Here is a 20,026-nt window from a genome sequence, read left to right on the forward strand (position 1 = left end):
GGAGCTCCGATGCGCCTGCTGCTGGCGATGTTCAAGCACGAGACCAACACCTTCTCGCCAGTGCCTACGCCGTATGCACGCTTCATGCGTGGCCAGCCGGCCGAGAGCACCGATGCGCAGCGCCTGGCCACCTACCGCGGCACCGGTCTGGCCATCGGTGGCTTCATCGACGTCTGCGAGGCCGAGGGCGCCGAGGTCGTGGTCGGCGTGACGGCCGAGGCCCAGCCCAGCGGGCCGACCGACGCGGCCACCTACGACCGCATCGCCGGTCAGATCCTGGCCCGCGTGGCCGATGGTGGCTGGGACGGCGTGCTGCTCGATCTGCACGGTGCGATGGTGACGACCGAGACCGAGGACGCCGAAGGCCTGCTGCTGACGCGCCTGCGTGCCATCGCGCCGGATCTGCCGGTGGGCGTGACGCTGGACATGCACGCCAACGTGTACGACGCTATCGTCTCTCAGGCGACGGTGGTCACCGGTTATCACACCTATCCGCACGTCGACATGAATGCCGCGGGCCGGCGCGCGGCCGAGCTGCTGATCCGCACGATCCGCTGCGAGATCCGGCCGCGGATGGTCTGGGCCAACCGTCCGATGCTGCCGCACGTGATGCGCCAGGGCACGCACCAGGAACCCAACCGCGGACTGCAGGCGCGCTGCATCGCTGCCGAGGCGGCCGGCGAGGTGCTGGCCGCTTCGGTCTTCGTCGGCTTTCCACATGCCGACATCCGCGAGGCCGGGCTGAGCGCCGTGGTGTGCACCGATGCCACCGCCGACCCGGGCGCACGGCAGGCCACGGCCCTGCGCGATCAGCTGTTGGGCCAGGCCTGGGAACATAGGGCCGATTTCGTCTTCCGGCCCGAGCCGCTGGCCCAGGCGGTGGCCCGCGCCAAGGCCTTGGCCGAGGACGGCGAGCCCGGGCCGGTGGTGCTGCTGGACCACTGCGACAACTGTGCCTCGGGCGGCAGCATGGACACCACCACCGTGCTGGCCGAGGTGCTGCGTCAGGGCCTGCCGAAGGCGGTGTTCTGGGCCATCTGGGACCCTCAGGCCGTGCAGCAGGCGCTGGCCGCCGGCGTGGGCGCCGAGGTCACGCTGAGCCTGGGCGGCAAGACCGCGATGCCGGCACTGGCCGAGCAGGGCGCGCCGCTGACCGTCACCGGCCGCGTCAAGCTGGCCTTCGACGGCCGCTTCCGCCACCGCGGCCCGATGTACCGCGACGTGCCGGGCGACTTCGGCCCCAGCGTGGTCATCGACACCGGCACGCTCGACATCGTCGTCATCTCGGTGCACCAGGAACCTTTCGATCTGAACTGCCTGTCGTCGGTCGGCATCGACCCGCTGCAGCAGCGGGCCATCGTGCTCAAGAGCCGGGTGCACTGGCGCGCCGGCTTCGGCGCGTTGGCCCGCGCGGTCGTCGAGTGCGACGGCCTGGGCGTGACCACCTCCGATTACGGCCAGCTGCGCTTCCAGCGCGTGCGCCGCCCCATCCATCCGCTGGACGCGCTCTGAGCGCCCGGCCTTGCGTGCCGCACCCTTCCACCAGGATCCCCATGACCGCCTTGCACCAGCTCAGCGCCGCCGACATGGTCGACGGCTTCCGCACCGCCCGCCTGTCGCCCGTCGAGGTGACGCAGGCCGTGCTCGACCACATCGTCCGCTGCGAGCCGCAGCTGCACGCCACCTGGGCGCTGGACCCCGAGGGTGCGCTGGCGATGGCCCGCGCCAGCGAGGCCCGCTGGCGCACCGGCACGCCGCAGCAGGTGGGCGGCGTGACGCTGGACGGCGTGCCCTGCACGATCAAGGAGAACATCGCCACCCGCGGCGTGCCGGTGCCACTGGGCACGGCCGCCACCGTGCTGACGCCGGCCGCGGCCGACGCGCCGCCGGCGGCCCGCATGCGCGAGGCCGGCGCCGTCTTCCTGGGCAAGACCACGATGCCCGAGTACGGCATGCTGTCCTCCGGCCTGTCGAGCTTCCATGCGCTGACCCGCAACCCCTGGAACCTGGCGATGAACCCGGGCGGCTCCAGCGCCGGCGCCGGTGCGGCGGCTGCGGCCGGCTACGGTCCGTTGCACGTGGGCACCGACATCGGCGGCTCGGTGCGCCTGCCGGCGGCCTGGTGCGGCGTGGTGGGCCACAAGCCCAGCCTGGGCCGCATCCCGATCGATCCGCCCTTCATGGGCCGTTGCGCCGGCCCGATGACCCGCACCGTCACCGACAGCGCGCTGATGATGGCGGTGCTGTCCCAGCCCGACGCCCGCGACGCGATGAGCCTGCCGCCGGCCGACATCGACTGGCTGTCGCTGGACCACTACCTGAAGCGTGGCGTCAAGGGCCTGCGCATCGGCCTGCTGCTGGACGCCGGCTGCGGCCTGGCCGTGCAGCCGGTGGTGCGCGAAGCGGTGGCCGCGGCGGCGCAGCGCTTCGCCGACGCCGGCGCCATCGTCGAGCCGATGCAGCCCTGGATGGACAACGAGATGCTGCACGGCGTGGACCGCTTCTGGCGCCTGCGCTCGGGCATGGACGTGGCCGCGCTGCCGCCCGAGCGCCGCGACAAGCTGCTGCCCATCGTGCGCCAGTGGGCCGAGAGCGGTCTGGGCATCAGCGGCGAGGCGGCCTACCACGGCTATGCGCAGACCCACCGCATGCGCATGATCACCGCCGCCGCCACGCAGGCCTTCGACTTCGTGCTCTCGCCCATCTCGCCCAACACCGCCTTCCCGGCCGAATGGGCCTACCCCAGCAACGACGTGGCCCAGGCGATGGACCACATCGGCTTCACGCTGCCCTTCAACATGAGCGAACAGCCGGCGATCTCGGTGCCCTGCGGCTTCGACGAGGCCGGGGTACCGATCGGCCTGCAGATCGCCGGCCGGCGCTTCGATGATCTGGGCGTGCTGCGCCTGGCCCGGCTGTGGGAGGCCGATCTGCGCGGCCCGGCCCGGCCCTGGCCGGAAGCCATCGCGTCGGGCCGGGCGTGAGCGCTCGCCCAGCGCCCATGCCGCCGGCCGCCACCGATGCCGGGCCTACCGATGCGGCCTGGCGGACGGGTGCCCGGGACATCGCCGGCCCCGCGCTCGGTACGCTGGCCATGGGACTGACGGTGGGCGCGGCCATGGTGCACAGCGGCCTGCCGCTGCCGCTGGTGCTGTTGATGTCGCTGACGGTGTTCTCGAGCGCCAGCCAGCTGGTGGGCGCACCGTTGCTGGTGGCCGGCGTGCCCTGGCCGTCGGTGCTGCTGATCGCCGTGCTGCTCAACGTGCGCTTCATCGTCTTCAGCGTGCAGTGGCGACGCTACCTGGGTGACCTGCCCTGGGGCCGGCGGCTGCTCGCCGCCTACGTCGCCGGGGACCCGATCTACGCCTGCGTGCATCGGCGCTTCCCGCTCGGGCCCGACGAGCGCCTGACGCCGGCCCGGCAGCAACAGATGCATCGTTACTTCTGGGGCGCGGCCGGCAGCAACTGGCTGGTCTGGCAGCTCAGCTCGCTGCTGGGCATGGCGCTGGCCGGGAGGCTGGGCGATCCGCAGACGCTGCGCTTCATCGGCGTGCTGGCCTTGCTGGGGCTGGCGCTGCCGATGCTCGACCGCCCCGCGGCCGGCTGTGCCGCGGCCGCCGCGGCCCTGGTGGCCCTGGCCGGTACCGCCTGGCCGCTGGGCGCGCCGATGGTGGCGGCCATCGCCGCGGCGATGCTGGTCGGCGCGGCCGTCGGGCGCGTGCGGCACCGCGCGCCATGAGTGCGGCCGCCCTGTCCTGGGGTGATGCACAGGCCGCCTGGGGCGTGGTCGGGCTCGCGCTGGTCACCGTCTTCACGCGCGCCGTCTTCCTGCTGCCGCGCCGCACGCCGCGCCTGCCCGGCTGGCTCTGGCGCGGCCTGTCCTATGCGCCGCTGGCCGCGCTGGCGGCGCTGATCGCGCCCGAACTGCAGCCGGCCGCCGGCCTCGCGGCCTGGGCCGATCCGCGCTTCTGGTCGGTGGCGGCCGCATTGCTCGCCTATGCCTGGCGGCGTGACGTGATCAGTCCGACGCTGGCGGGCACGGCGGTGCTGCTGCTGTCGGCCGCGCTGCGCTGACCGGCGTACGCCGCAGGTCCGGCGTCAGGGCCGGGTGGCGATGGCCGGATCCAGCCGCGTCCAGGGCAGGTCGCCCGGGTCGGCGGGCATCGGGCCCGTGGCCTTGGCCACCAGGATGGCGCGGGCGATCGGCGCGAAGTCGGCGCGGAAGTGCACCGAGCTCTTGTTGACCAGCAGGGCCATCGTCTCCGGCACGATGCCGAGCGCGCGGTAGAGCTCGCGGTCCAGCATCTGGGTCTTGCCGGTGCTCACCACCACCTGGATGCCCTCGCGTTCGAGCCGTGCGCAGAGGCCGAGCCGGGCCTCGCCGCCCATCGACATCGGACCCTTGAGCACGATGTCTCCGGCATGCACCGCGCGTACGGTCCAGGGGCCGGGCACCGGGGGCTCGCTGTCGCGTCCGGCCCAGTCGCGGATGGACTGGCCGATGGCGATGTCCAGCACGGCCCCGGGACCTGCCGCATGGGCCGCGGCGGCGGCCTGTGGATCACACAGCAGGCCGAGGGCGACGCGGTCCGGGTGTTGCTGTCCGGCACCCGCGCGCAGCAACGCATGCAGCAGGCCGGTGGTGTTGCTGTCGCCGCCGGCGCCGGGGTTGTCCTGGGTGTCTGCGATCACCACCGGTCCGTCCGGCCGGCCGTCATCGGTTCGGCCGTCGTCGGCGGTGGACGGCCTGTCGATGGCGACTGCATCGGGGGCGTCCGGCGCGGCCGTCATCAGCAGGGCCAGCGCCTGAGCGATAGCGGCGTCGGCATCGGGCAGGGCGGCGCGCCAGCGCGCGCGTTCACCGGCGATGCGCGTGCTCAGCGCGTCGACAGCGGCCTGGGCGTCCGCGCCGTGCGCCCACACCCGCGGCCCACAGCAGGCGACGTCGGCGGCCGGAAAGCCCGTGGCGAAATTCAGCAGCACGCCGTGTTGCGCTTCCAGGCGCGCCAGCTCGGCGTACACGCCGCGGGCCGGCTCGAACAGCGTGCACTGGGTCGACAGCGGGATCAGGAAGGGCACCCGTCGGCTGCTCATGGGTTCGCGCTGGCCAGCCGTCAGACGCCGGGCCAATGCATCGGCGGCGCGGCCACCGGCCTCGGCCATGTCCACGTGCGGATAGGCACGGTAGGCGATCAGCGCATCGGCCGCCGCCAGCATCAGGTCACTGACATTGGCGTGCAGGTCCAGGCTCGCCACCAGTGGGCGATCCGGTCCGATGCGCGTGCGGACGCGGCGCAACAGCTCGCCTTCCGGGTCGTCGACGTGGGTGCAGACCGCCGCGCCGTGCAGGTCCAGATAGACGGCGTCCAGCCTGCCGGTGGCCAGCCCGGCATCGATGTCGTCGAGCAGCATCGCGCTGATGCGCTCGAAAGCCTCCTCGGTGACCTGGGCCGAAGGGTTGGCACCCGCCCAGACCGAGGCGCTCAGTTGCCAGCCCAGCGCCGTGGCTCGGGCGATGAAGCCGCTGACCGGCAGCTGGCTGTCGCGGTTGGCCGCCAGCACCTCGGCGCCGCGGCGCAGCGGCGGAAAGCATGCGCCGCAGGTGAAGGCGGACCAGTCGGCCAGCGTCGGGGCGAAGGTGTTGGTCTCGTGCTGGAAACCGGCGATCAGGACGGACGTGGACATGGTGCGGGTGTGCTGAGCAGATGGGCGAGCCTTGCAGGAGGCGTGCCCGACGGCAGGCCGGTTGATCGCGCAGCCTTCACACGGTGCCGACCGACGGCCGGTGGCCGTTGCGCGCGGCACCGCGCCGGGTGTCCGGCCTCAGACCGTCGCCTTCAGTCGATCGCCTCTCGTGCCGCGGCCTCCCCCGCCTGCGCCTCCAGGCTGCGCTGCAGCGCCGGCGCCAGCCCCAGCTGACGGGCGAGTTCGTCCAGCCAGGCGCGCTCCATGAAGTTCTGCTCGTCGGCCACCAGCAGGCTGGCCAGGTACATCTGGGCGGCCAGTGCCGGATCGCCGCCGGCTGCGCGGGCCACGGCCGCCGGATCGAGCGGGCGGTCGAGCTCCTGGCGCATCCAGTCGCGCAGCGCGTGGTCGCCGGCCAGACGCATCAGTTCGGCGTCCAGCAGCTCGCGCTCGCGGGCATCCAGATGGCCGTCGGCCTTGGCCGCGGCGATCATGGCCTGCAGCAACGCGCGGCTGCGGGTCTCGTCGTGGGCTGCGTCGAAGGCCTCGGGCACGGTGGCCGTGGCCGCCGGTGTGAGCGGGGCGTGGTGGGCGTGTGGCGTGGTCGGCCAGGGCAGGCCACGCCCGGGCGGGGGGCTGGACGCGGCCTGGGCCGTGTGGTGGTCCGCGGCGTGGCCCGTGCCCGCGGGGTGGGGCGGCATGCCCGATGGTTGGGTGGCTGCCGCCGGTGGTGCCGCAAGTGGTCCCGCCAGTGGTCCGGCCAGTGGTCCGGCCAGTGGGGGCGATGCGGGCGACGCCGGCGTGCGGGCGGCCGCATCCGCCTGCCAGCGGCTCCAGGCCTGCCAGGCCATCAGGCCGATGGCGGCGATGCCGCCGTACTTCAGCACCTTGCCGGCGTGGCGCTGCACCTGCTTGCGGCCCAGCAGCAGGCCGAGGGCGCCGGTGGCGGCCGAGCCGGTGGCCGCCCCGGCGCCGAAGCGGGTCCAGTCCATGCTGCGCCGGTCGTGAGTTTGCCGAGGTGCGGGCTCCGCGCCCGGCCGGTGACGGGCGCGGTCGGCCGCCTCGGGGCGGCGCGGGGTCTGCTGCAAAGGGCCGGATGTGTCCAGCAGGGACAGGCCCTGGCGCAGCAGGTTCTCGAGCATGGACGGGGCACTCATCGGATCGGGCGTGACGGTGGGGCAGGGCGGGCGCCGGATGCACCGGGCATCCGACGGACGGTCGGCGCGCCGGCCGCCGGGCCGGTGAGGCCCGGGCGGCGTGTGCGCCGTGCTCCATGGAGTCGGGCCGGGGCGGCCCGGTTCCGTCGTCGCGCGTGGGGGCCCGTCGGGCTCAGTGGCGCGCTTCGCGGCGGGCGGCGCGCACGGCCACCAGGCCGAGTCCGGCCAGCAGCAGCAGGGCGCTCTGCGGCTCGGGCACGGCGGTCACGGCCAGGGTGCCGCCCATCAGGTAGCTCGATGCCAGGGTGGCGGTCGCCAGCGGGCTGGCCGTCAGCGCGACATCGGTCAGTCCGTCCCAGTGCATCGAGAACAGCAGCGTCTGGCCCACCGTGCTGGCGAAGCTGAGGTCCAGCGAGTCGCTGGCGCCGGCCAGCGGGCCGGTGTAGGATGCCAGCAGCTGGTTGGCGCTGTCGCGCACCTCCAGCGTGAAGCCCGCGGTGCTGGACGTGCCGCTGAAGTCGGACGTGAGCAGACCGTCGGCGTCGAGCTGCAGGCGCACGGCCACGTCCTGGCCCAGGGCCTCGCCGTCGGAGGCGACCCTCAGCTCGCCGGTCAGGTCCAGTGTCGAGCGCTGTGTGATGCCGACCGTGGCCGGGCCGCTGACGCTCAGGCTGTGGCTGAGGTCCATCTGGAAGGTGGTGGTGGCGCCGCTGGCGTCCAGCACGGCCAGCTGGCTCCAGTCCTGGCTGAGCGGGACGCTGCCGCCGGCCAGCGCGCCGGTGTCGCTGCCGGCGCCGAAGCCCAGCAGTTCGGCCGTGCCGGACAGGTCGACGGTGCTGCCGCTCAGCTGGACGCTGTCGCCGGCGCCGCTGCTGACGGTGGTGGCCACGCTGCCCGAGCTGCTGCCGCTGACCAGTTGCAGACGGGCGGCCTGCGCGCTGCCGGCGGCCGCGGCCAGACTCAGGGCGGCCAGCGCCAGGGTGGTCTTGATCGTGTTCATGGGAACTCCTGTGATGCGGGTCGGCGGCCGCTCAGTTCTGACGGACGATGCGGTTGACCGGGCCCGGGGCCACGCCGCTCGGGTTGGCCTGCAGGTACTTCTCGAAGGCGTCGGTGTCGACATCGCCGCCCAGGCGGTTGCCGCCCTGGGTCAGCACGGCGAAGCCGTCGCCACCGTCGGCAAGGAAGCTGTTGACCGTCACGCGGTAGCTGGCCGCCGGCTGGATGACGACGCCGTTGAGGGTCATGCCGGTCACGCGCAGGCCGCAGCCGTTGTTGGCCGCGTAGCTGTAGCGGAAGCCGTCGGAGACCTGCAGCATGCGCTCCACCGTCTGGCCGTTGCAGCCGACGAACTGCGTCTCCAGCAGGGTCTGGATCTGTGCGCCGCTCAGCGTCATCGTCACCAGGCTGTTGCCGAAGGGCTGGACGGTGAAGGCGTCACCGTAGGTCACGTGGCCGGCCGGGGCGCTGCCGGGCGTGGTGCGGGCGGCGTTGTACGGCAGGTCGGCGCGGATGCCGCCCGGGTTCATGAAGGCGATGACGGCCGCGCCGGTGCCGGCACTGCGGGTGGCCGCCAGCTGGGCGTCGGCGATCACGTCACCCAGCGGCGACTCGCCGGCGGCGTTCTGCGTGCGGCTGATGGCCTGGGTGATCTGGCCGATCACGCGCGACTTGGGCACGGCCGCCAGGTTGTCGTAGTGGGCGATCAGGTCGGTCAGTGCCGGGTCCTCGGCGGTGGTGGTGCCGGTGGTCAGGATGGTGGCGCTGGTGGCGATCACGTCCTTGGTCCGGGTGTCGATGGTGACGTCGATGTCGCCCAGATTGCGCGCGTACTGGCCTTGCGAGGTCACGCGCACCAGGCTGCCGTCGCGCTTGGCGATCCTGCAGTTGTAGGCCTGGTGGGTGTGGCCGGAGATCACCAGATCGACCGCCGGATCGAGCCGGTTGACGATGTCGACGATGGGCCCGGAGATGCTCGGGCAGCCGGCCGTGCCGCTGACGGCGGCGCCGCCTTCGTGGATCAGCACGACGATGCTCTGGATGCCCTCGGCGCGCAGCTTCGGGATCAGCGCGTTGACGGTGTCGGCCTCGTCGGCGAAGCGCAGGCCAGCGACGCCGGCTGGCGAGACGATGGTGGGCGTGCCCTCCAGCGTCATGCCGATGAAGGCCATCTTGTTGCCCAGGAAGTCCTTGACGCCGTAGGCGGGCAACAGGGTGCGGCCGGTGGCGGTGTCGCTCACGTTGGCGGCCAGGAAGTCGAACTTCGCCCCGGCGAACTGGCCGTCGGCGCGCTTGTCCACCGGCAGGCCCAGGCCCGAGAAGGCGTCGCTCGGGTGGTTGCCGCCGCGCTGCATGCGCAGCAGCTCGGCGCGGCCTTCGTCGAACTCGTGGTTGCCCACGGCGTTGAAGTCGATGCCGATGCGGTTCATCGCCTCGATCGTCGGCTCGTCCTTGAACAGGGCCGAGGTCAGCGGGCTGGCGCCGATCATGTCGCCGGCCGAGACCACCGCGTGCAGCGGATTGGCGGCCTTCAGTGCCTTGATGCGGGTCGAGAAGCGGGCCACGCCCGGGTTGCTGCTCGAACCTTCGAAGGGCTTGACGTAGCCGTGGAAGTCGTTGAAGGCGATCAGCTTGACCGTGATCTCGGCGCCGATGCGGCTGGCCTGGGCGGCCGCCAGCAGGCGGGCGCGTTCGGCGGCCGTCAGTGTGCCGGCCTTGTGCAGCGACATCGTGACGCTGGAGACATGGGCCAGGAAGGCGGCCTGGCTGCCCCAGGGCGATTCGTCGTTGATCCAGGCGTCCACGGTGCGGCAGTCGGCCGCCACGCGGTCGGGCACGGTGGTGGCGGTGGTGCCGAGGGTGACGGTGCCGGTGGCGCTGCCGATCGGGCAGCTGGCGGCCGCGAGCGCGGCGCCGTGCGCGCACAGGCCGGCGGCGGCCAGGGCGATCAGGGTCTTGCGGTTCATGGGCTGACGTTCTTTCTGAGGGGTGGGCCGCCGTCGGCCGGTACGGCCGCGGCGGACTTGTCGTGGAACGCGGGGGGGGGGGGCTCAGGCCTTGCGGCGACGCGCCAGGCCGCCCAGCAGCGCCAGGCCCGCGCCCATCAGCGCGTAGCTCGACGGCTCGGGCACGGCACTGGTCAGGCTGATGCGCAGGAACTCGGTCGAATCCGAGGTCAGGGCACGGCCGCCGCCACCGGGGAAGTTGTTGTCGTTGACCACCAGCAGCGTGTTCGCGTCGATCACGGCCACGTTCTCGATGGTCACGTAGGGGAAGGTGAAGGTGGTCGAGCCGTCGCCGTCGAGGTCCAGCGGATCGGCCAGGTTCATCAGGTCGACCAGCTCGGTCTTGCGCGCGTAGCCGTCGGCGTCGAGCTGGCTGCTGTCGACCAGGAACAGCTTCTTGAACGGCGTCGCGCCGTTGGTGGCGGTGCCGCCGTTGCGCTCGATGACGATGAAGCGCTGGTCGTCGATCGCCGTCATGTCGCCGATGTTGGTGCCGGCGGCCTCCAGCCGGTAGCCGAACCAGTCGCCGGTCCAGCTCTCGGTGGCGAGGTCGAAGGACTGCACCAGCAGGCGCTTCGGGTCGGTGTCGCTGGTCAGCGGGCGCTCCAGCAGCGTGTGCAGCGTGGTGCCGCTGGCGTTCAGCGCCATGCCCTCGAAGCCGCCCGAGCCCGGCAGGTTGACCGCACCGGTGCCGATGGTGTTGGACGGCGACTGCACGTAGGGGTTGGCATCCAGACCCAGCACGTTGGGTGTGCGGTAGATGTTCTGCACCACGCCGTTGGCGTCGGCCTTGACCAGGAAGGGGCCGAATTCCTCGCCGAACCACAGGTTGCCCTGGGCGTCACGGCGCACCGATTCGACATCCAGGTCGGCACCGGTCAGCAGCTTGCCGCTGGTGATGCGGCTGTCGACGGCGATGCTGCTGCCCGGGTAGGTGGCGCCCGCGTAGACCGGGTTCAGACCCATGGCCTGCAGCACGCCATTGGGGTCGCTGAGCTGCAGGCGGGAGGCGGCGGTGAAGCCGCCGAGTGCCGTGCCCGTGCTGAAGTCGGCCGCGCCGACGGTGTGGGCGGCCCAGTCGACCTGCACCGCGTACATGCGCAGCAGCGCATCGGCCGAGTTGGCCTTGCTGCCGAAGCCGTTGTCGACCAGCATCTGCCAGCTGCCGGCCGCACCGGCCAGCACGCCGGAGAAGCCCTGCACCGGCTGCAGGCCGATCCAGGGCGGATCGTTGGCCGGGCTGGCCGCGTTGCTGAACGCGAACTGGCCCGAGGTCGGGCCGTCGGAGAACGTGGCCGCGGGCATCAGCGCCCAGCCACTGAGGCTCGCACCGGCGGCCTGGGCCGCACCGGCGGCCAGCATCGCGGCCGCGCACGCGGTCGCCTTCCAGCGTGTCATCTTCATGTCCTGCTCCATCCTCGATCCGTGCCCCCGCACGGGCCGGCGGATTCTGGAAACCGGGCATGACCGTGTGTTGACGGTGCGGTGTCGTGGCCGGCCGCCAAGCCCGTGGCTGACGCACGGGCTTGCGTGCAGGCCGGGTTCCGATGTCATAAGATGCATAACAGATGCATCAATAGACTCTCCCTGAAACCTTCCGCCGTCTCCCGAGGATCCCCATGCTCGACGCCACCGTCCGTGCCCAGGTCAAGGCCACCGCCCCCGTGCTGCAGGCCCATGGCCTGGACCTGACCCGCCACTTCTACGCCCGCATGTTCCGCCACAACCCGGAACTCAAGGAGCTGTTCAACCAGGGCCACCAGCGCAGCGGCGCCCAGCAGCAGGCGCTGGCCGGCGCCGTGGCCGCCTATGCGCTGCACATCGATGCGCCCGAGGTGCTGATGCCGGTGCTCGAGCGCATCGCCGCGCGCCATGTCAGCCTGGGCATCCGGCGCGAGCACTACGCCATCGTCGGCCGCCACCTGCTGGCCTCGATCGGCGAGGTGCTGGGCGAGGCCGCCACGCCGGCGCTGGTCGATGCCTGGGCCCAGGCCTACGGGCAGCTGGCCGACATCCTGATCGGACTGGAGCAGCGCCAGTACGATGCCACGGCGGCCCAGCCCGGCGGCTGGAGCGGCTGGCGCAGCCTGCGGGTGCGCGCGCGGCACGAGGAAAGCGCCGAGATCACCTCCTTCGAGCTGGTGCCGGCCGATGGCGGCCCGGTGCCGGCCTTCCAGCCCGGCCAGTACGTGTCGGTGCGCGTGCTGCTGCCGCAGCTGGGTTACCGCCAGCCGCGCCAGTACAGCCTGTCGAACGCGCCCGGGCTCGATCACCTGCGCATCTCGGTCAAGCGCGAGGCCGGTGATGACGTGCGGGATGAGGGGCAGGTGTCCGGTCATCTGCACCGTCAGGTGCAGGCGGGTGATGTGGTCGAGGTCTCGCCGCCGGCCGGTGACTTCCGCCTGCACACCGACCGCGACACGCCGGTGGTGCTGATCAGCGCCGGCGTCGGCATCACGCCGATGATGTCGATGCTGGCCTGGCTGGCGCGCGAGCAGCCGCAGCGGCCGGTGCGCTTCCTGCACGCCGCCCGCGATGCGGGTGTCCAGGCCTTCGCCGGCGAGGTGCGGGCGCTGGCCGCGCGCTGCGCGGATGCGCGGACCTTCTTCGTGCACGAGACGCCGGCGGCCACGGCCGGCGCGCCGACCCCGGACGCCATCGGCCGCCTGATGCTGGCCGATCTGCAGCGCGATGGCCTGCTGCCCGCCGATGCCGACCACTGGCTGTGCGGACCGGCCGGCTTCATGAGCGCCCAGCGCGCGGCCCTGCGGGCGCTCGGCGTGCCGGATGCGCGGGTGCATGTCGAGGCCTTCGGCACCGGGGGCGTGGCAGACTGAGGCGCCCGCCCGCCCGGGCCTGCCCACACCCGCCGCCATGCAACTCACGCACTTCACCGATCTGGGCCTGCGGGTGCTGATGTACCTCAGCGCCGCGCCGGCCGAGCAGGTCACCACCATCGCCGAGATCACCGGCCGCTTCGAGGTGGCCCACCACCACCTGACCAAGGTCGTGCAGTTCATGGGGCAGCAGGGCTGGCTGGTGACGGTGCGCGGCAAGGGTGGGGGCATCCGTCTGGCGCGCGCGGTCGAGCAGTACCGGCTGGGCGAGGTGGTGCAGGGGCTGGAGCGCAGCGCCGAGCTGATCGACTGCGCCGATCCGCCGTGCGCGCTGCGGGGCGGCTGTGGCCTCAAGGGTCTGCTGGAGCAGGCGCGCGGGGTCTTCTATGCCGAGCTGGATCGCCACACGCTGGCCGATGCGTTGCGCGGGCCGACCGGGCTGGCCATCGTGCGGCTGCATCGCCGGCCGGATTGAGGGCGCCACACCGCTGGATGCCGGCGTTATGCTGGTCGGCCCGCGCCCCGTGCGCTCCGCCCGCCGTCCTGCCATGCCCCGTCCCGTGCTTGAAGAGTCCGCCATCCACCCGGCCATCCGCAGCCAGGTGGCCACGCTGCACACCGACATCGTGCAGCAGGTGCAGGCCGCCATCGCCCGGCATCCGGTGGTGGTGGTCGGCATGGCCGGCAACCCGTTCCCGAAGCGGGCCCGCCGCGCGCTGGACGCCGCCGGCATCGCCCATCACGATCTCGACTACGGCAGTTATGTCAGCGGCTGGCGTCGTCGCAACGCACTGAAGATGTGGACCGGCTGGCCCACCTTCCCGATGGTCTTCGTCCGCGGCCAGCTGGTCGGTGGCGCGAGCGATCTGCGGGCCCTGATCGACAGCGGCGAGATCCGGCGCCTGCTGGGCTGAGGCCGCAGGCATCCGGGGCTCAAGTTCGCGCCGCAGCGGCCGACAACCGTTCCAGGACGGTCGGGCGCCCAGGCGCGTGCAGGCCAGATCGTCACCTGTCTGCCCCTGACTTTCCCTCGATCCATGTCCGATGCCACCTTCGGGTGCCGGTTGCGGGCCGCGTGGCGGGCCGCGCGAGCCGCCTGGTCGGCCGCCGAGGCGGCGCCGGACCTCGCCGCCACCGCCGTCGATCCTGCCCCCGAGCCTGCCCCCGCACCGCGCCCGTCCGCCCCTCCGGTCGCCGCGCCCTTGCCGGCCGATGGTCCCCCGTGTGCCCAGCTGGTCGAGGTCCTGCAGCGCAGCACCGACTACGTGGTGCAGACCGACGTCCGCGGCGCCATCACCTGGCTGAACCCCGCGGCGCGCGAGGCCCTCGGCCTGAGGCCCGAAGACCCGCTGGGCGGCCTGAGCTTCCAGACCCTGGCCACCGCCACCACCCGACGCCTGTTCGCCGAACAGGTCGGTCCGGTGCTGCGCCAGCGTGGCGTCTGGGTCGGCGAGACGACGATGAACATCGGCGAGCGCGAAGGCGTGCCCTTCAGCCACATGGCGATGGCCCACCGCGATGCCGACGGCCGGCTGCAGCGCTTCTCGGCCGTGATGCGCGACATCACCGCCGACGTGCAGTCGCGCCAGCAGGTCCAGCGCCACACCGACGTGCTCGCGGCCATCACCGAGGCCATCCCGGCCACCGTCGTCATCGTCGATGCCCAGGGCCGCTACCGCTTCGTCAACGGCGCCTTCGAGCGCCATGTCGGCAAGCCGGCCTCCGAGATCATCGGCCGCACCGCCATCGAGGTGCTGGGCGCGGCCGAGGTGGCGCGACGCAAGCCCTGGATGCTCAAGGCCTTCGCCGGCGAGGCGGTGGACTTCGTGCTCGACTATCCCGGTGCGGACGGGACCCGCTGGCTGGCCCTGAGTTGCATCCCGATGAAGCTCGATGGCCAGGTCGACGGCTTCGTCGGTATCAGCCAGGACATCACCGCCCAGCGCCTGGAGCAGCAGCGCCTGGCCGAGCTGGCCGAGCGCGACCCGCTGACCGGCCTGTACAACCGCACCGGCCTGCAGCAGCGCATGGCCGCCCGCGAGGCCACCGGCGAGGACGGCCGCCTGGCCCTGCTCTACATCGACCTCGACCACTTCAAACCGGTCAACGACCGCCACGGCCATGCCGCTGGCGATGCCCTGCTGTGCGAGTTCGCCAACCGGTTGCAGCGCGCGGTGCGCAGCAGCGATCTGGTGGTGCGTCTGGGCGGCGACGAGTTCGCGGTGCTGCTGGTCGGTTGCCACGATCCGGCCGTCGTGCGCCGCATCGCCGACACCGTGCTGGCCGCCGCCGAGGCCCCCTGTCTGTTCGAGGGGCGCGAGCTGCGCATCAGCGCCAGCGTCGGCATGGCACTGTCCCGGCCCGAGGGCGAGTCACTGGCGATGCTGATGCAGCGCGCGGACGCGCTGCTCTACGCGGCCAAGGGGCAGGGGCGGGGGCGGGCGTGCGAGGAGACGCCGGACGTGATGCCGGTGGGCATCGCCTCCACGGTCTGAGCCGGCCCCGCGCAGTCGCCTCAGAACGGCAGTTGGCGCGGTGTCGTCTGCACCGTGATCCAGCGCAGTTCGCTGAACTCCTCGATGCCGGCGCGGCCGCCGAAGCGGCCCCAGCCGCTGCCCTTGACGCCGCCGAAGGGCATCTGGGCCTCGTCGTGCACGGTCGGGCCGTTGACGTGGCAGATGCCGCTGTCGATGCGACCGGCCACCTGCCAGGCCCGTGCAATGTCGCGGCCGAAGACCGCGGCCGACAGGCCGAAGGCGTTGTCGTTGGCGCAGGCCACGGCCGCGTCCACGCCGCGCACCCGCACGATGGCCTTGACCGGGCCGAAGGTCTCCTCGTGGTAGATGCGCATGTCGGGTCGCACATGATCGAGCAGCGTGGCCGGCATCAGCGTGCTGTCGGCGCGGCCGCCGCAGCGCAGCACCGCGCCCTTGGCCAGCGCGTCGTCGATCAGGGCGTTGCAGCGCTCGACGGTCTGCCGGTCGATCACCGAGCCCAGCACCACCGGCCCGAGCCGCGGATCGCCCAACGGCAACGCGCAGGCGCGTGCCGCCAGACGGTCGACGAAGGCGTCGGCCACCGTCTCGTCGACGATCAGGCGCTCGGTCGACATGCAGATCTGGCCCGAGTTGGCGAAGGCGCCGAAGGTGGCGGCGGCCACGGCCGCGTCCAGGTCGGCGTCGTCGAGCACCAGCAGCGGCGCCTTGCCGCCAAGCTCCAGCACGCTGCGCTTGAGGTGACGCGCACAGGCCGCGGCGATCAGCCGGCCGACGTGGGTCGAGCCGGTGAAGTTCACCCGCCGCACGGCCGGGTGGGCGATCATCGCCTCGACCACCTCGGCCGCATGTTCGGGTGCATGGGTGACGTAGTTGACGACACCGCGCGGCAGGCCGGCGTCCTGCAGGGCCTGCACCACCAGGCCCTGGGTGGCCGGGCACAGCTCGCTGCCCTTGAGCACGACGGTGTTGCCGCAGGCCAGCGGCACGGCCAGGCTGCGCACCGCCAGAATGACCGGCGCGTTCCAGGGCGCGATGGCCAGCACCACGCCGGCGCCCTGGCGCACGGCCAGCGCGAGGTTGCCGGGCACGTCCGACGGGATCACCTCACCGCCGATCTGCGTGGTCAGGGCGGCGGCCTCGCGCAGCATGTCGGCGGCCAGGTGGACGTTGAAGCCGGCCCACTGGGCCGAGGCGCCTGTCTCGGCGGCCATCGCACGGGTGATCTCCGGCGCGCGGGCCTCCAGCGCCGCGGCAGCCGCCACCAGCCGCGTGCGGCGCTCGGTCGGACCGGTGGCCGACCAGGCGGGAAAGGCGGCCGCGGCGGCCTCGACCGCGCTCAGCGCGTCGTCGGCGCGGGCGGCCGGGGCGCGGCTGGCCACGCGGTGGTCCAGCGGGTTGCGGCGTTCGAAGCAGTGGCCGTCGCGCGCCAGCGTGGCTTCGCCGCCGATGTGCATCGGGGTGATCTCGGGCAGGTCCATCTCGGGCTCCGTTCGGGGATGCGGCCTCACAGGCCGTGGATCTGGGCCAGGATGTGGGCGTGCATGCCGCCGTCCACCGGCACGTTGGTGCCACGGATCCAGGCGGCGCCGTCCGACAGCAGGAAGGCCACCACCGGGGCGATGTCATCGGCACGGCCGGGCCGGTCCATGATGCGCATGTCCTCCTCGGCGCGCTCGCCCAGCGTCTCGATGAAGTCCTGCAGGATCGGCGTGTCGACCGGGCCGGGGCTGACGGCGTTCATGCGGATACCGCGCGCACGCCAGCTCCAGCGGTGACGCAACGTCCAGGCGATCAGTGCCTCCTTCGAGAAGAAGTAGCTGCGGGCACCGTGGATGCCGAAGCGCTCGCAGAAGGCGGGCACGGCGGCGAAGTCCAGGTCCTCGCTGGCCTGGATGGCGGGCAGGGCCTGCGGCCACTCGAAGCCGGCCAGCGAGGCCAGGTTGACGATGGACGCGCCATCGGCCAGCTTGGGCAGCAGACCCAGGGTCAGGTGCCTGAGGCCCAGCAGATTGACCTTGAGCACGTCGGCCGCCGGGCGGGTCGGCGGCAGGCCGGCAATGTTGGCCAGGCCGTCGATGCCCGCGGGCAGCTCGGCGACCAGACGGTCGATCGCCGCAGGGTCCGACAGATCGGCCTGGAAGAAGCCTGCGTGCTGCCGGGCTGGCGGGCGCATGTCGACGCACAGCACACGTGCGCCGAGCGCGGCGCAATGCGCGGCGGTGGCTGCACCGATGCCCGAAGCGGCACCGGTGATGACGAGGGTCTTGTTCGTGAGCATGGCGATGTCTCCTCAGTCTGCGCGGAAGCCGGAGGCGCGGATCACCGGCTCCCAACGGGCGATGGCCTGGCGCTGGCGTTCGATCAGCTCGTCCGGGCCCTTGCCCACGGGCAGCATGCCCATGGCCAGCAGCTGCTCGCGCACCTGGGGCTGGCCGAGCACGCGGGCCAGGGCCTGGCTCCAGGCGCTGACGGCGGCGGGCGGCGTGCCGGCCGGCGCATACAGGGCGTTGAAGCCCATGCCCTGGATGCCCTTGTAGCCCTGCTCGGTGAAGGTGGGCACGTCGGGCGTCTGCGGCATGCGCTGCGGCGCGGAGATCGCCAGCATCCGCAGCTTGCCGGCACGGTGCTGCTCCAGCACGCTGCCGTAGGCGTCGATGCCGGCCGAGACCTGCTCGCCGATCACGCCCACCAGCATCGGCGCGCTGCCCTGGAAGGGCACGTCCTGCAGCGGCACCCCGATGGCCTGGCCCAGCGTGATGCCGAAGAAATGGTGCGGCGCGCCGCGTGCCGGAACACCGTAGTTGGCCTGTTGGGGATTGGCCTTGGCCCAGCGCACGTAGTCGGCCAGTGTGGCGGTACGGGCCTGGGCACTGACGGCCAGCACGAAGGGGAACTCGGTGACGGTGCCGATCGGCAGCAGGTCCTTCTTCGGGTCGTACTGGATGCGGGCGAGCGTGAACGGGTACATCGCGGTCAGCGCGTCCGGGCCCAGCATCACGGTGCTGCCGTCGCGCGGGCCGCTCTTGAGCGCATCGACGGCCAGCCGGCCGCCGGCCCCGGGCCGGTTCTCGACCATCACCGGGCGCTTGAGCTCCAGCCGCAGCCGCTCGGCCAGCAGCCGGGCCACGGCATCGAAGGAGCCACCGGCGCTGAAGCCGACCAGGATGCGGGCCGGCGTCGGCTCGCTCTGGGCGTTGGCCTGAGGTGCCAGCAACGCCAGCGCGGTGGCCACCGTGACGGCCAGAGGCCCGGTCGTCAGCGCGGCCAGCCGGCGCAGGAAGGGGCGGCGAGAGAGGGTCATGCGGTCTCCTGGGGGATGTTCTGCACCGGGCGGGTCGTGGCTGCAGCGGCCATCGGCGTCTGCCGGTAGGTCTCGGGGCGGAAGCGGGAATTGGCGTCGCGGAAGGCCCAGGCATAGCCGGGCCACACCAGGGTCAGGCGCTGGCTGCGTTCGTCCACGTACCAGCTGCGGCAGCCCCCGGCCAGCCAGACGCTGCCCTGGGCCCGCTGGTCGAGGGCGGCCATGTAGTCGTCCTGGGCCTGCGCCTGGGCTTCCAGCACGCCGACGCCGGCCTGACGGGCATGGTCGAGCGCACCCAGGATGTAGTCGATCTGGGCCTCGATGATGTAGACCACCGAGTTGTGGCCCAGGCCGGTGTTGGGGCCGTTGATGATGAACAGGTTGGGCCAGCCGTGCACCGCGATCGAGTCGTGGGCCAGCATGCCGCCGGACCAGTGCGCGTCCAGGCTGATGCCTGAACGGCCGTGGATGAGCTGGGCGAACGGCGGGCGGGTGGCCTCGAAGCCGGTCGCGCACACCAGCACGTCGAGCCGGTGGCGCTGGCCGTCGGCGCTGATGGCCTCGTCGCCGTCCAGCCGTTCAAGGGCCGACGGCACCAGCCGCACATGGGGCTGCTGCAGCGCGGGGTAGTAGGTGTCGGAGATCAGCACGCGCTTGCAGCCGATCTCGTAGCGCGGCGTCAGCGCGTCACGCAACGGGCCGGGCGGCACCTGGGCGTGCAGGTGGCCGAGTGCCAGGGCCTTGGCCTCGGCGACGAAGCGCGGCACGTTGCGGCGCTGGATGAAGTTGTGCTCGCCGCCCCAGAAGATCTCGGCGCGGGCGCGGGTGACGGCCTGCGGGTCGCGCACGAACAGCCGCCGCTCGGCCAGGCTGTAGGCCCGGTCGGGGCGCGGGATCATGTAGGGTGCGCTGCGCTGGAACACCGTCAGCTCGCCGGCCACCTTGGCCATCTCGGGCACGATCTGGATCGCCGAGGCGCCGGAGCCGACGACGCCGATGCGCTTGCCCTCCAGCGCCACGTCATGGCGCCAACGTGCGGAGTGGAAGACCTCGCCGCTGAAGCTTTCCAGGCCCGGGATGTCGGGCTGGTGGGCATCGGCCAGGTGGCCGGGGCAGGCGATCAGATAACGGCAGGTGTGGACGCCCTGTGGCGTACGCACGTGCCAGCAGGCGGCGGCCTCGTCCCAGTGTGCGTCCAGCATCGGCGTGCCGAAGCGGATGTAGGGCAGCAACCCTTCCTCGCGGGCACAGTCACGCAGGTACGCGTGGATCTCGCCGCCGGGCGAGAACACGCGCGACCAGTCGGCCTTGGGCCGGAAGGAGAAGGAGTACAGGTGCGAGGGCACATCGCAGGCGATGCCCGGGTAGTGGTTGTCGCGCCAGGTGCCGCCGACGTCGTCGGCGCGTTCCAGCACCAGGAATGAGGTGCAGCCGCTGCGCAGCAGGCGGATGGCCATGCCCAGGCCGGCGAAGCCGCTGCCGATGATCAGGATGTCGGGTGCCTCGGGTGACACGGGGGTGGCGGAAGTGACGGTGTCCATGA

Annotated in this window: 17 protein-coding genes; 8 read left to right on the forward strand and 9 right to left on the reverse strand. The window is 72.6% G+C overall.

From position 1 onward, the window contains the following. Positions 1-9: 9 nt before the first annotated feature. Genes AACH11_RS22615 through AACH11_RS22630 form a run of 4 tightly spaced genes read left to right on the forward strand, consistent with a single transcriptional unit; the run spans position 10 to position 4,074 of the window. On the forward strand, positions 10-1,512 hold the full coding sequence (locus tag AACH11_RS22615) for a M81 family metallopeptidase (protein WP_341376551.1): 1,503 nt from the start codon (positions 10-12) through the stop codon (positions 1,510-1,512). Positions 1,513-1,553: 41 nt separating this feature from the next. After that, positions 1,554-2,984, forward strand: a complete 1,431-nt coding sequence (locus AACH11_RS22620; RefSeq protein ID WP_341376552.1) for an amidase — start codon at positions 1,554-1,556, stop codon at positions 2,982-2,984. Between the two features lie 17 nt (positions 2,985-3,001). Continuing rightward, complete coding sequence (locus tag AACH11_RS22625; RefSeq protein WP_341376553.1) at positions 3,002-3,739, forward strand: AzlC family ABC transporter permease; 738 nt, start codon at positions 3,002-3,004, stop codon at positions 3,737-3,739. After that, positions 3,736-4,074: an AzlD domain-containing protein gene (locus AACH11_RS22630; RefSeq protein ID WP_341376554.1), complete on the forward strand. Its 339-nt coding sequence runs from the start codon at positions 3,736-3,738 to the stop codon at positions 4,072-4,074. The genes AACH11_RS22625 and AACH11_RS22630 overlap by 4 nt, the downstream gene beginning before the upstream one ends. 24 nt (positions 4,075-4,098) lie before the next feature. Here the strand turns inward: AACH11_RS22630 and AACH11_RS22635 are convergent, their stop codons facing one another. From AACH11_RS22635 to AACH11_RS22655, 5 genes are all read right to left on the reverse strand, one after another. After that, entirely contained in the window at positions 4,099-5,685 is a 1,587-nt protein-coding gene (locus AACH11_RS22635) for a M81 family metallopeptidase (protein WP_341376555.1), read from the reverse strand. A 152-nt stretch (positions 5,686-5,837) separates the two neighbouring features. Continuing rightward, positions 5,838-6,842, reverse strand: coding sequence for a tellurite resistance TerB family protein (locus AACH11_RS22640; protein WP_341376556.1), 1,005 nt, complete (start codon positions 6,840-6,842; stop codon positions 5,838-5,840). Positions 6,843-7,014: 172 nt separating this feature from the next. Further along, on the reverse strand, positions 7,015-7,842 hold the full coding sequence (locus AACH11_RS22645) for a PEP-CTERM sorting domain-containing protein (RefSeq protein ID WP_341376557.1): 828 nt from the start codon (positions 7,840-7,842) through the stop codon (positions 7,015-7,017). Between the two features lie 31 nt (positions 7,843-7,873). Then, positions 7,874-9,808: a bifunctional metallophosphatase/5'-nucleotidase gene (locus AACH11_RS22650; protein ID WP_341376558.1), complete on the reverse strand. Its 1,935-nt coding sequence runs from the start codon at positions 9,806-9,808 to the stop codon at positions 7,874-7,876. Positions 9,809-9,892: 84 nt separating this feature from the next. Next, positions 9,893-11,251, reverse strand: coding sequence for an esterase-like activity of phytase family protein (locus AACH11_RS22655; RefSeq protein WP_341376559.1), 1,359 nt, complete (start codon positions 11,249-11,251; stop codon positions 9,893-9,895). 215 nt (positions 11,252-11,466) lie between these two features. On the opposite strand from AACH11_RS22655, the gene hmpA reads away from it, so the two are divergent. The 4 genes from hmpA (at position 11,467) to AACH11_RS22675 (ending at position 15,179) form a co-directional block, all read left to right on the forward strand. Further along, positions 11,467-12,684, forward strand: a complete 1,218-nt coding sequence (gene hmpA, locus AACH11_RS22660; RefSeq protein ID WP_341376560.1) for an NO-inducible flavohemoprotein — start codon at positions 11,467-11,469, stop codon at positions 12,682-12,684. 37 nt (positions 12,685-12,721) lie between these two features. Continuing rightward, positions 12,722-13,159 carry an Rrf2 family transcriptional regulator gene (locus AACH11_RS22665; protein ID WP_341376561.1) on the forward strand — a complete coding sequence of 146 codons (438 nt, stop codon included), beginning with the start codon at positions 12,722-12,724 and terminating at the stop codon, positions 13,157-13,159. 73 nt (positions 13,160-13,232) lie between these two features. After that, the gene (locus AACH11_RS22670) at positions 13,233-13,598 is read left to right on the forward strand and encodes a glutaredoxin domain-containing protein (protein WP_341376562.1); all 366 of its coding nucleotides are present in this window, start codon (positions 13,233-13,235) and stop codon (positions 13,596-13,598) included. 123 nt (positions 13,599-13,721) lie between these two features. Next, a complete protein-coding gene (locus AACH11_RS22675; protein ID WP_341376563.1) occupies positions 13,722-15,179 on the forward strand; it encodes a diguanylate cyclase domain-containing protein in 1,458 nt (485 codons plus the stop codon). Between the two features lie 20 nt (positions 15,180-15,199). Here the strand turns inward: AACH11_RS22675 and AACH11_RS22680 are convergent, their stop codons facing one another. From AACH11_RS22680 to AACH11_RS22695, 4 genes are read right to left on the reverse strand one after another with little or no spacing between them, the layout of a single operon-like run. Then, complete coding sequence (locus AACH11_RS22680; RefSeq protein WP_341376564.1) at positions 15,200-16,660, reverse strand: aldehyde dehydrogenase family protein; 1,461 nt, start codon at positions 16,658-16,660, stop codon at positions 15,200-15,202. A 26-nt stretch (positions 16,661-16,686) separates the two neighbouring features. Then, positions 16,687-17,460, reverse strand: a complete 774-nt coding sequence (locus tag AACH11_RS22685; protein ID WP_341376565.1) for a coniferyl-alcohol dehydrogenase — start codon at positions 17,458-17,460, stop codon at positions 16,687-16,689. 12 nt (positions 17,461-17,472) lie between these two features. Then, positions 17,473-18,483, reverse strand: a complete 1,011-nt coding sequence (locus AACH11_RS22690; RefSeq protein ID WP_341376566.1) for a tripartite tricarboxylate transporter substrate-binding protein — start codon at positions 18,481-18,483, stop codon at positions 17,473-17,475. Further along, positions 18,480-20,024, reverse strand: coding sequence for a flavin-containing monooxygenase (locus tag AACH11_RS22695; RefSeq protein WP_341376567.1), 1,545 nt, complete (start codon positions 20,022-20,024; stop codon positions 18,480-18,482). Before AACH11_RS22695 ends, AACH11_RS22690 begins: the two co-directional genes overlap by 4 nt. Positions 20,025-20,026 lie beyond the last annotated feature (2 nt).

Origin of the sequence: Pseudaquabacterium rugosum (assembly GCF_038066575.1) — a bacterium.
In the GTDB taxonomy this organism is placed as follows: domain Bacteria; phylum Pseudomonadota; class Gammaproteobacteria; order Burkholderiales; family Burkholderiaceae_C; genus Pseudaquabacterium; species Pseudaquabacterium rugosum.

Coding starts and splice junctions, on each gene's coding strand:
- AACH11_RS22685 (WP_341376565.1), bottom strand. CDS start 17,460: ATGCTCACGAACAAGACCCTCGTCATCACCGGTGCCGCTTCGGGCATC.
- AACH11_RS22630 (WP_341376554.1), top strand. CDS start 3,736: ATGAGTGCGGCCGCCCTGTCCTGGGGTGATGCACAGGCCGCCTGGGGC.
- AACH11_RS22625 (WP_341376553.1), top strand. CDS start 3,002: ATGCCGCCGGCCGCCACCGATGCCGGGCCTACCGATGCGGCCTGGCGG.
- AACH11_RS22615 (WP_341376551.1), top strand. CDS start 10: ATGCGCCTGCTGCTGGCGATGTTCAAGCACGAGACCAACACCTTCTCG.
- AACH11_RS22640 (WP_341376556.1), bottom strand. CDS start 6,842: ATGAGTGCCCCGTCCATGCTCGAGAACCTGCTGCGCCAGGGCCTGTCC.
- AACH11_RS22620 (WP_341376552.1), top strand. CDS start 1,554: ATGACCGCCTTGCACCAGCTCAGCGCCGCCGACATGGTCGACGGCTTC.
- AACH11_RS22655 (WP_341376559.1), bottom strand. CDS start 11,251: ATGAAGATGACACGCTGGAAGGCGACCGCGTGCGCGGCCGCGATGCTG.
- AACH11_RS22665 (WP_341376561.1), top strand. CDS start 12,722: ATGCAACTCACGCACTTCACCGATCTGGGCCTGCGGGTGCTGATGTAC.
- AACH11_RS22650 (WP_341376558.1), bottom strand. CDS start 9,808: ATGAACCGCAAGACCCTGATCGCCCTGGCCGCCGCCGGCCTGTGCGCG.
- AACH11_RS22680 (WP_341376564.1), bottom strand. CDS start 16,660: ATGGACCTGCCCGAGATCACCCCGATGCACATCGGCGGCGAAGCCACG.
- AACH11_RS22675 (WP_341376563.1), top strand. CDS start 13,722: ATGTCCGATGCCACCTTCGGGTGCCGGTTGCGGGCCGCGTGGCGGGCC.
- AACH11_RS22695 (WP_341376567.1), bottom strand. CDS start 20,024: ATGGACACCGTCACTTCCGCCACCCCCGTGTCACCCGAGGCACCCGAC.
- hmpA (WP_341376560.1), top strand. CDS start 11,467: ATGCTCGACGCCACCGTCCGTGCCCAGGTCAAGGCCACCGCCCCCGTG.
- AACH11_RS22670 (WP_341376562.1), top strand. CDS start 13,233: ATGCCCCGTCCCGTGCTTGAAGAGTCCGCCATCCACCCGGCCATCCGC.
- AACH11_RS22645 (WP_341376557.1), bottom strand. CDS start 7,842: ATGAACACGATCAAGACCACCCTGGCGCTGGCCGCCCTGAGTCTGGCC.
- AACH11_RS22690 (WP_341376566.1), bottom strand. CDS start 18,483: ATGACCCTCTCTCGCCGCCCCTTCCTGCGCCGGCTGGCCGCGCTGACG.
- AACH11_RS22635 (WP_341376555.1), bottom strand. CDS start 5,685: ATGTCCACGTCCGTCCTGATCGCCGGTTTCCAGCACGAGACCAACACC.